Origin of the sequence: Citrobacter sp. Cf125 (genome assembly GCF_030333935.1) — a bacterium.
GTDB lineage: Bacteria > Pseudomonadota > Gammaproteobacteria > Enterobacterales > Enterobacteriaceae > Citrobacter > Citrobacter freundii.
The window spans coordinates 1-207 of sequence record NZ_JAOWEY010000008.1 but is presented as its reverse complement, the minus strand read 5'-3'; the positions used below and the strand labels follow the sequence as shown (position 1 = coordinate 207).

At 49.3% G+C, this 207-nt stretch carries 1 rRNA gene; it reads right to left on the bottom strand.

Annotated elements, in window-relative coordinates:
* Positions 1 to 69 (bottom strand): 5S ribosomal RNA (gene rrf, locus OGV89_RS00725); the annotation flags it as partial.
* Between the last annotated feature and the right edge of the window lie 138 nt (positions 70 to 207).

The window sequence follows — 207 nt, the reverse complement described above, 5'->3', positions numbered from 1 at the left end:
GGCGCTACGGCGTTTCACTTCTGAGTTCGGCATGGGGTCAGGTGGGACCACCGCGCTACAGCCGCCAGGCAAATTCTGTTGTCAGACCACTTTATGCGTTCTGATGTAATCTGTATCAAGCTGAATATGATGTCTGTCTTTCGCCAAAACATCTTCGGCGTTGTAAGGTTAAGCCTCACGGTTCATTAGTATCGGTTAGCTCAATGT